Origin of the sequence: Actinosynnema mirum DSM 43827, assembly GCF_000023245.1 — a bacterium.
Taxonomy (GTDB): domain Bacteria; phylum Actinomycetota; class Actinomycetes; order Mycobacteriales; family Pseudonocardiaceae; genus Actinosynnema; species Actinosynnema mirum.
The window spans coordinates 3695839-3705392 of sequence record NC_013093.1; the positions used below are offsets into that span (position 1 = coordinate 3695839).

Annotated in this window: 7 protein-coding genes; 5 read left to right on the top strand and 2 right to left on the bottom strand. The window is 74.7% G+C overall.

All coding sequences use genetic code 11. The features are described from left to right. Nucleotides 1-72: 72 nt before the first annotated feature. Both AMIR_RS15940 and AMIR_RS15945 read left to right on the top strand, forming a co-directional pair. The gene (locus AMIR_RS15940) at nucleotides 73-2832 is read left to right on the top strand and encodes an ATP-binding protein (RefSeq protein WP_015801990.1); all 2760 of its coding nucleotides are present in this window, start codon (nucleotides 73-75) and stop codon (nucleotides 2830-2832) included. 25 nt (nucleotides 2833-2857) lie between these two features. After that, the gene (locus AMIR_RS15945) at nucleotides 2858-3994 is read left to right on the top strand and encodes an acyltransferase family protein (RefSeq protein ID WP_015801991.1); all 1137 of its coding nucleotides are present in this window, start codon (nucleotides 2858-2860) and stop codon (nucleotides 3992-3994) included. A gap of 14 nt (nucleotides 3995-4008) precedes the next feature. On the opposite strand, the gene AMIR_RS15950 is transcribed toward AMIR_RS15945, so the two are convergent. Next, the gene (locus tag AMIR_RS15950; RefSeq protein ID WP_245554657.1) at nucleotides 4009-4347 is read right to left on the bottom strand and encodes a YciI family protein; all 339 of its coding nucleotides are present in this window, start codon (nucleotides 4345-4347) and stop codon (nucleotides 4009-4011) included. A 226-nt stretch (nucleotides 4348-4573) separates the two neighbouring features. On the opposite strand from AMIR_RS15950, the gene AMIR_RS15955 reads away from it, so the two are divergent. Both AMIR_RS15955 and AMIR_RS15960 read left to right on the top strand, forming a co-directional pair. After that, on the top strand, nucleotides 4574-6598 hold the full coding sequence (locus tag AMIR_RS15955; protein ID WP_245554620.1) for a carbamoyltransferase family protein: 2025 nt from the start codon (nucleotides 4574-4576) through the stop codon (nucleotides 6596-6598). 402 nt (nucleotides 6599-7000) lie between these two features. Beyond that, nucleotides 7001-7366 carry a cobalt-precorrin-5B (C(1))-methyltransferase gene (locus tag AMIR_RS15960; protein ID WP_015801994.1) on the top strand — a complete coding sequence of 122 codons (366 nt, stop codon included), beginning with the start codon at nucleotides 7001-7003 and terminating at the stop codon, nucleotides 7364-7366. Between the two features lie 318 nt (nucleotides 7367-7684). Here AMIR_RS15960 and AMIR_RS15965 read toward each other — a convergent pair whose 3' ends face one another. Continuing rightward, nucleotides 7685-8119 carry a type II 3-dehydroquinate dehydratase gene (locus AMIR_RS15965; RefSeq protein ID WP_015801995.1) on the bottom strand — a complete coding sequence of 145 codons (435 nt, stop codon included), beginning with the start codon at nucleotides 8117-8119 and terminating at the stop codon, nucleotides 7685-7687. Between the two features lie 220 nt (nucleotides 8120-8339). Between AMIR_RS15965 and AMIR_RS15970 the strand changes: the two genes are divergently transcribed. Beyond that, nucleotides 8340-9506, top strand: a complete 1167-nt coding sequence (locus AMIR_RS15970; RefSeq protein ID WP_015801996.1) for an aminotransferase class I/II-fold pyridoxal phosphate-dependent enzyme — start codon at nucleotides 8340-8342, stop codon at nucleotides 9504-9506. Nucleotides 9507-9554 lie beyond the last annotated feature (48 nt).

Genomic DNA, 9554 nt, shown 5'->3' on the forward strand with positions numbered 1-9554 from the left:
GTCCAGAGCGGAACCGTCCCAGCGCAGTGGCGGGAAGCGACCCGGAGCACCCACGCGCCTTGGAGACCAGTGATGCGCTTTCAGCTCTTGGGTCCGCTCGAAGTCGTCGACCGGTCCCGGCCGGTGGCACTCGGCGGCACCAAGCAGCGCGCCGCCCTCGGCTACCTGCTGCTGCACCCGAACAGCGTGGTGCCGACCAGCAGCCTGCTCAAGGCGCTGTGGCCGAAGGACATGCCGCCCACCGGGCGCAAGATGCTCCAGAACGCGGTCGCCGCCCTGCGCGGCGTGCTGACCGCCGCCGGTGACTCGCCCGGCGCGCCCGCCCTGCTCACCCACACCCCCGGCTACCTGCTGCGCGTCGATCCGGAGGACGTGGACCTGAGCCGCTTCCGCAGGCTCGTCCACGCCGGGCGCGCCGATCTCACGGCGGGCTCCTGGCAGCGCGCCGCCCGCACCCTGCGCGACGCGATCGGCCTGTGGCGCGGGCCGCTGCTGGCCGACCTGGTGGAGCAGGGCGTCGACTGGCCCGAGCTGGCGGCCGTGCGCAACACCCGGCTGGCCGCGCTGGAGGACTGCGTCGAGGCGGAGTTCGCGTCCGGCCGCTACGGCGAGATGATCTACGAGCTGGAGCGGTGGGTCGAGGCCGAGCCGCTGCGCGAGCGGCTGTGCGGCCAGCTCATGCGGGCGCTCTACCACTGCGGCAGGCAGGCCGACGCGCTCGGCGTCTACCGGCGCACCAGGGCCAGGCTGGTGGACGAGCTGGGGCTCGACCCCGGCCGCGAGCTGCGCGAGCTGGAGCGGGCGATCCTCAACCAGGAGGTGCCGCACCGGCTCCCGGCCCGGCGCGAGACGGCGCCCGCCGCGCGGTCCGGGGCGGCCGAGGGCGGTGGCCCGGTCGCCGCACCCCCGGTCGCCGCGCTCCCGGTCGGGATCGTCCCGCAGCGGCAGGCGCCCCCGGCGCCCGCCCCCGTCACGCCCGCCCCCGTCGCCCTCGCGCCCCTTCCCCCGGCGTCCGCGCCGACCGCCGAGCTCAAGCACGTCAGCGTCCTCATGGTCCTCACCCGGTTCGAGCACGACGTGGCCGCAGCCCCGCCCGAGGAGGTGGACGACGCGCTGAGCGACGTCGCCGCCGCGGTGCGCGAGGAGGTCGAGCGCGCGGGCGGCGTGGTCACCGCCAAGGCCGCGTCGCTGATCGTCGCCCTGTTCGGCTCCACCCGCAGCGGCGAGGACGACGCCACCAGGGCGGTGCGCGCCGCGCTCGCCGTGCGCGACCGGCTCGCCCACGGTCCGCGCGGCGCCGGACCCGCCGCGCTCGGCGTCACCGCCGCCGTCGCCACCGGGCACGCCCTGGTGCGGCGCCACCCTGGGCGCGCGCCCGAGGTCGGCGGCGGCGTGCTCGACCGCTGCATGAGGCTGCTCGCGCACGTCTCGCCCGGCGAGGTCAGGGTGTGCGAGGAGACCAGGGGCGCCAGCGAGGGCGCCATCGGCTACGACGGCCCCCACGACCCGGTGCGCGGGTCCTGGGCCACCGGGGCCAGGCAAGGCGCGGGCGGGACCCCGGCCGCGCCGCCGCTGGTGGACCGGGACCGCGAGCTGGCCCTGCTGCGCGGCCTGCTGGAGCAGGTCGGCCGCCGGTCCCGGACGCACCTGGTGACCGTGCTCGGCGAGCCCGGCATCGGCAAGAGCAGGCTCGTGGACGAGTTCCAGCGCGTGGCCGAGACCTCGTCGACCGTCGTGGTCCGCTGCCCCCGCCTCGGCGGAGGGGGCGACCTCGCCCCGCTCGCCGACGCCCTCGCCCCGCGCATGGGCATCGGCCCCGCCGACCCGGTCGGGCTGGTCGCCGCCAAGCTCGCCGCCGCCGCGCGCGGCAGCGGTGGCGCGGGCGAGCGCGCGGACCGGCTGCTGGCCAGGCTGCGCGTCCTGTTCGGGCTCGACGTGCCCGACGTGCTCCCGGACGGCTCGTTCGCGGCGTGGCGGCACGTGCTGGAGGACCTCGGCGGCGCCGACCCGCTCGTCCTGGTCCTGGAGGACCTGCACTGGGCAGGCGAGGCGCTGCTGGACTTCGTGGACCACCTCACCGCCGAGGCCACGTCGTCCCCGCTGCTGGTCGTGGTCACCGCGCGCCCCGAGCTGTTCGACCGGCGCCCCGCCTGGGGCGGCGGCAAGGCCGAGGCCAGCACGATCACGCTCGACCCGCTCGCCGACCAGGACGTGGAGCGGCTGCTCACCGCCCTGTGCGTCCGGCGCGGCCCCGCGTCCGCCCCGACCGACGAGGCGCGCGCCGCCTACCGCGAGGTGATCGCCCACATCGGCGGGAACCCGCTGTTCGCCGTCGAGTACGCCAGGGTGCTCGCCGACGCGGGCCCGCCGTCCGGGGGCGGCGGGCAGTCGCCGCCGCTGCCGCCGCTGGTGCGCAGGGTCGTGGCGGCCCGGATCGACAGCCTGCCCGCCGACGCCAAGGCGGTGCTGCTCGACGCGGCCGTCCTCGGCGAGGACCTGTGCGAGGAGGGGGTGCGCGCGCTCGGCGGCGGCGCCGTGCCCGACGTGGCGCGCGCCCTGGAGCACCTGGAGCGGCGCGAGGTCCTGCGCCGGGACCGGGACGCCGAGCGCGCCACCGCCTACGCGTTCCGCAGCCCGCTCGTGCGCGACGTCGCCTACCTGACCATCCCCCAGCACGCCCGCGCCGAGAAGCACCGGCGAGCGGCCGACTGGTTGGAGCGCGTGCCCGGTCACGACGCGCTGCGGCTGGTCCACCACGGGCTCAGGTCGGGCGGGTGCCGCCCGGTCGAGCCCTCGCCGGTGCTCCCGCAACCCCGGCAGCACGCGCGCTGATCCCCCACAGACAGGGAGCCCAGCAATGACCCCCGGTCCCGTCCTCCCCCCTCGGCTTCCCTCCCTCACCGGAGTCCGCGCGCCGCTGGCCGTGCTCGTGTTCGTGGCCCACGCGCTCGGCTCCGCCCGGTTCTTCGCCGACGACTCCATCAACTCGCTCGGGTTCCTCCTGCCCTACGGGCCCGCGGCGCTGTCGTTGTTCTTCGTGCTCAGCGGGTTCGTGCTGGTGTGGTCGGAGCCGTGGCGCGAGGGGGTGGGCCCCTACTTCCGGCGCAGGGTCGTGCGCATCCTGCCCACCCACGCGCTGACGTGGGCCGCGGTGCTGCTGCTCCTGGCGGCGCTCGGCCCGCTGCCGCTGCTGGGGCCGCTGCCCGAGGTGGGGCCCGCGCTGGTCAACCTGTCGCTGCTCCAGTCGCTCGTGCCGCTGCCCGACTACCTGCTGTCGGTGAACGGCATCAACTGGTCGGTGTCCTGCGAGGTGGTGTTCTACCTGCTGCTGCCGGTGATCTCCCGGCCGCTGCTGCGGGTGCCCGACCACCGGTTGTGGGCGTGCTTCGGGGCGCTCGCCGCGGTGGTGCTGGTGCTGCCGGGCGTGATCGGGGCGCTGGTGGACGGGCCGCCGTGGGCGCTGTGGCCGCCGCTGTCGTTCGAGCAGGCGTGGCTGGTGAACTTCTTCCCGCTGACCCGGCTGCCGGAGTTCCTGATGGGGGTGGTGCTCGCCAGGATCGTGGCCACCGGGCAGTGGCGGCCGGTGCGGGCGTGGTGGCCGCTGCTGGGGGTGGCGGCGGTGTGGGCGCTGCTGCCGGTGCTGCCGCAGGTGTACGCGCGCAGCGCGATCGCGGCGGTCCCGCTGGCGCTGCTCGTGCCCGTCATGGCCGTGCGGGACCTGGAGGGGCGGCGGTCCTGGCTGTCCCGGCGGTGGGTGCGGGTCGCGGGGGACATGAGCTACGCGACGTACCTGCTGCACTGGCCGCTGCTCGCGGTCGCCAAGCACGTGATGGGGGACCGGCTGGTCGGGTGGGGGGAGGGGCTGCTGCTGGTGGCGGCGCTGTACGCGCTCACCCAGGGGCTCAGCCTGCTGCTGCACCGGTGGGTGGAGCGTCCGCTGCTGCGGCGGGTCCACCGGCCGAGGCTCTCGCCCGCCCCGGACCCGGCGGGCTGAGCCCCGCGGGCGCGTCAGACGACCGCGAGCGCCCTGACCTCCACCACGTTCAGCTTCGCGTCGGGCACGCGCGCGGCGATCTCCAGCGCGCGGTCCTCGTCGGCGCAGTCCACGACGAAGTACCCGGCCAGGTAGCGGTCGTCGTCGGTGAGCGGGCCGCGCTCCACGGCGGCGCGGCCGTCGCGCACCCGCACGGACGCCGCGTTCCTGCGGTGGGTCAGCGGGGAGCCGTGGCAGTGCTCGCCGGTGGACTCGATCTCCTCGGTGAACGCGGCGTACTCGGCCAGGAACTCCTCCTTGTCGGCCTGGCTCAGGGTCTGCCACCGCTCGTCGCTGGTGTGGATGAGCAGCATGTACTTCACGGGGGCCTCCTCGTGCCGGGGACGTGCGGACAGCAGTGAAACCAGGGCTTCGTGGGGGTGTCAATCGCTTGTGGCGCAAGGGATTACCGCTTTGTTCGCGAGCCGTGGAAGTGGCAACTGCCAACCGCGCCCGCGTGCCCTACCGTCCGAAGTGGAGTCCCACGACCAGGTCTCCGCTCGTCCCCTCCCACACGGATTTCCCACACGGATTGGCCCGGTGACAGAGACCATGCTCGTGCTCGGCCTGAACGGCAACTTCTCGACCGCCGCCGAGGAGCTGGTGCCGGGGATGCTGGAGTTCTTCTTCCACGACTCGTCGGCGAGCCTGGCGCGCGACGGCGAGCTGCTGGCCGCCGTGGAGGAGGAGCGGTACAACCGGATCAAGAAGACCACCCGGTTCCCCAGCGCGGCCGTGCGGGCCTGCTTCGAGGAGACCGGGCTGGGGCCCGAGGACGTGGACGCGGTGGCGTTCTACTTCCCCGAGGACCACGTGGACAAGGTACTCGGCCAGCTCTACTGCCAGAGCCCCGCCGTGCCGCTGCGGTACTCGCGCGACCTGGTGCGCGACCGGCTGCGCAGCGAGCTGGGCTGGGACCTGCCGCCGGAGAAGCTGCACTACGTGCCGCACCACCTGGCGCACGCCATGTCCTCCTTCGGGCACTCCGGGTTCGAGTCGGCGCTGACCGTCGTGTTCGACGGCCGGGGGGAGAACGCGTCCGGGACCGTCTACCGGATCGGGCCCGGCGGGGTCGAGTCGCTGGCCTCGTACCCCGTGCACCAGTCGCTGGGGTTCTGGTACCTGTTCGGCACGCAGCTGCTCGGCTACGGCTTCGGCGACGAGTACAAGGTGATGGGGCTGGCGCCCTACGGCGACCCGGCCCGCTACCGGTCGGTGTTCGAGTCGCTGTGCTCGCTGGGCGAGGGCGGTGGGTACGAGCTGCTGGGCAACGTCGTCACGCCCAACGCCTTCCTCCCCGCGATGCTCGACACCGGGTTCGCGCCGCGCCGCAAGGGCGAGGAGTTCACCCGGGACCACAAGGACTTCGCCGCCGCGCTGCAGGAGACCGTGGAGCGGATCGCGCTGCACGTGATCCGGCACTGGGCCGAGCGGACCGGTGAGCGCGCGCTGTGCTTCGGCGGCGGGGTCGCGCACAACTCCAGCCTCAACGGGGTGATCCTGCGGTCGGGGCTGTTCGACCGGGTGTTCGTGCACCCCGCGTCGCACGACGCGGGCGCCGGGACCGGGGCCGCCCTGGCGGTGGAGCACCGGCTCACCGGGCGGGTGCCCCGCGTGGCGCTTCGCAGGGCCGACCTCGGCGGTGGGCTCGGGGACGAGCGGGACGTCGTGCTCAAGCTCAAGGGCTGGGACGGGTTCGTCGAGCTGGTGCACCGGGCGGCGGACCTGGAGGACCTGGTGGACACCTCGGCCCGGCTCCTCGCGGACGGCGCGGTGCTCGGGTGGGCGCGCGGGAGGTCGGAGTTCGGGCCGCGCGCGCTGGGCAGCCGCAGCATCGTCGCCGATCCCCGGCCCGCCGCGAACCAGACCAGGATCAACGCGATGGTGAAGAAGCGGGAGAGCTACCGGCCGTTCGCGCCCGTGGTCACCCCCGACGCCGCCGCCGAGTACTTCGAGATCCCGGACGTCGAGGCCGAGCTGGGGTTCATGTCGTTCGTGGTGCCGGTGCGGCCCGAGCACCGGGCTGGGCTGGGCGCGGTGACCCACGTGGACGGCACCGCGCGCGTGCAGGTGGTGACCTCGACGGCGAACCCGGCGTTCCACCGGCTGGTGGAGCGGTTCGGCGAGCTGACCGGCACGCCGGTGCTGCTGAACACCTCGTTCAACAACCACGCCGAGCCGATCGTGCAGACCTTCGAGGACGTGCTGACCAGCTTCCTGACCACCGAGCTGGACTACCTGGTGGTCGGCGACTCGGTGGTCCGCAGACGCCCGGACTTCCTGGGCGCGCTGGACGACGCGGTGATCCGGTTCCGCCCGGAGACCAGGGTGGTGGGCCGGGTGCGGTTCCCGGTCGGTGGTGGTCGGGTGGAGGAGCACGAGGTCTTCCTGGACTACGCGGAGGGCCCGCGCAAGGCGATCTCCGCGCGAGCGCACGGGCTGCTGACGCGGGTGGACGGGAAGAGCGCGGTGGCCGAACTGGTGGACGGCGAGGTGGACGACGCCCTCCGGCAGGAGGTCCTCGACCTGTGGACCGACCGCTACTTCACGCTGGGGCCCGCTTAGGGCTTGCGCTTGCGCGTGGGGTTGGGGTTGGGGGTGGCGGGGCGGCGCGGTGTGGGTGGCGCTGCGCTGCGTGTGTGGCACGGCGCAGTGCTGTTCGGCGTGGGTGTGGCACGGCGCAGTGCAGCATGGCACGGCATGGTGCCGCACGGCGCTGCTCGGCGCGGCGCTGCACGCCACCGGCGCGGCGGCGTGGTGTGGCACGGCGCTGCTCGGCACGGCGCGTGGTATGGCACGGCGCTGCTTGGCGTGGTGTGGCGCTGCGCTGCTCGGTGTGGCGTAGCGCTGCGCGGTGTCGGGCCCTGGGGTCGGGCCGCGTGGTGTTGGTGCTGTGTGGGGTGAGGCTGCTGCGGCGTTGCCGCGTGGTGGGTCGTGCGCCGGGTTCAGTGTGGAGGAGGGCGTGGCGTGGCCGCAGGGGCGCTGGAGTCTGTGCTGGCCAAGGCCGAGGTGGAGCGGCTCGTCGCTCGGTTGGCGCTGGTGGGCGGTGGGCGTGATCCGCTGGTCGCTGCCGCCACGTCCTGCCTGACCGCAGTCGTGCTGCTGTGCGAGGCGTGGGAGCAGCGGGGCGCCGAGGATGGGTGCGACGTGCCCGAAGGACAGGGTGCGGAGTCCTGCCGCGACGCCCTGGGCGCCACCAGGGCCGCTGTGGAGGCGACCAGGTTCGCGCTGGTGGAGGCGAACGACCGCGCTCGGCGGGCGGCTGCGGAACCAGCGGCTTCACGACGAGCGGGCGGCCTGCGGGTGCCCGGCGTGCGGACGGCTGCGGACTAGCTCCTGACCGGACTGCCGCTGTGCCCGCCACGCTCGATCGTGCCAGCGTCGTGGTCGCCTGGCCGGAGGGCGAGGGCTGTGCGACTGCGGGTGGCGCGACTGCGTGCAGGTGTTCGCGTCCGGGGCGGGGGCCCGCGTGGGGAGCGGTGGGCTGTGGAGGTCTTTGCGGACGCCGCGTCGGAACTGCGAGGTCAGCCGCCGGTGAGGAGGCCGGCCTGCCTGCCTGCGTAACCCGGCTGCGCGAGCGGTTGTGCCGCTGGGGTGGCGTGTCCCGCCGGTCAGGCCGTCAGCCAGCCGGCCCCTCTGCCGACCCGCCCGTCAGTCGGCGACCCGGTCCAGCAGCGCCCGCGCCGCCAGGCGGTAGCCCAGGGCGCCCACGCCCGCGATCAGGCCCGTCGCCAGCGGGGCGATCACGGACTGGTGGCGGAACGGCTCGCGGGCCCACACGTTCGACAGGTGGACCTCCATCCACGGGCTCGGGTAGTTCGCCAGCGCGTCCCGCAGGCTCCAGCCGGCGATCATGAGCGCGCCGGGGTTCACGATCGCGCCCACCGTGTCGTAGCTGTCCTGGATGGTCCCGATCATCTCGGCTTCGCCGTCGTGCTGCCTCGCCACCACCTTCCACCCCCGGTCCGCCACCTCGTCGGCCACCTCGTCCTCGATGTCGGCGAGCGTCGCGGTCCCGTACACCTCGGGTTCGCGGCGGCCCAGGATTCCCAGGTTCGGGCCGTTCAGCAGGAGCAGGTCGGGCACCAGGAACACCTCGCAGAGCGTGAAGACGTGGGGTGGACGGTGCGATTGTGCCGACGGCCTGACCCCGGTGGTGGGAGCTGCGGCGAACCGGCTGAACGCAGGGGGGACCTAGGGGGGTGTCAGGGGGTTGGGGTGCTCTTTCGGCCGCCGTTAGCTTCGGGCCGCGTACCGGCCCCCGCAAGGCGCGCCGGACCGAGAGCAGAGACGAGGGCGACCAACCGTGCACCTGAAGGCCCCGCAGAAGCTGGAGTTCCCCGCCTGGCCGCAGTTCGACTCGACCGAGCGCGAGGCCCTGCTGCGCACGCTCGACAGCGGCCGGTGGTGGCGGATCACCGGGGACGAGGTCGTCTCGTTCGAGCGGGAGTTCGCGCAGGCCCACGGGGCCCGGCACGCGCTCGCCGTGACCACGGGCACGCACGCCCTCGAACTCGTCCTGGAGGTCATGGGCGCCGGGCCCGGCGCCGAGGTGATCGTGCCCGCGTTCACCTTCATCTCCTCCTCGCAGGCCGCCCAGCGGCTCGGCGCGGTCGTCGTCCCCGTCGACGTCGACCCGGACACCTACTGCGTCGACCCGGCCGCCGTGCGGGCCGCGATCACCGAGCGCACCAGGGCGATCATGCCCGTGCACATGGCAGGCCAGCTCGCCGACATGGACGCGCTGCGCGCCCTCTCCGCCGAGACCGGCGTCCCGCTCCTCCAGGACGCCGCGCACGCCCACGGCGCGCGGTGGCGCGGCGAGCCCCTCGGCGCGCTCGGCTCGATCGCCGCCTTCAGCTTCCAGAACGGCAAGCTGATGACCGCGGGCGAGGGCGGGGCCGTGCTGCTCCCGGACGGGGACCAGCACGAGGAGGCGTTCCTGCGGCACGCCTGCGGGCGCCCGCTCGCCGACCGGGCCTACCACCACCGCACGGCCGGGTCGAACTTCCGCATGAACGAGTTCTCCGCCGCCCTGCTGCGCGCCCAGCTCGGCAGGCTCCAGCAGCAGACCGACGTGCGCGAGCGGCACTGGCCCGTGCTGGCCCGGCTGCTCGCCGAGGCGCCCGGCGTCGTCCCGCAGGGGACCGACCCGCGCTGCGACCGCAACCCGCACTACATGGCCATGTTCCAGGTCCCCGGCATCGGCGAGGAGCGCCGCGCCCGCCTGGTCGACGCGCTGGTCGAGCGCGGCGTCCCGGCGTTCGCCGGGTTCCGCGCGATCTACCGCACCGCCGCGTTCTGGGAGCGCTCCGCCCCCGACACCACGGTGGACGCCCTCGCCCGCGCCTGCCCGGTCACGGAAGCGCTGAGCAGCGACTGCGTGTGGCTGCACCACCGGGTGCTGCTGGGGACCGAGGAGCAGATGCCGCTGGTGGCGGAGGCCGTCGCCGACGCGCTGGAGGAGGTCTGAGGGGACCCCGGCGAGGTGCTGGACCCGCGCCCACCGCTTGCCCCCTTC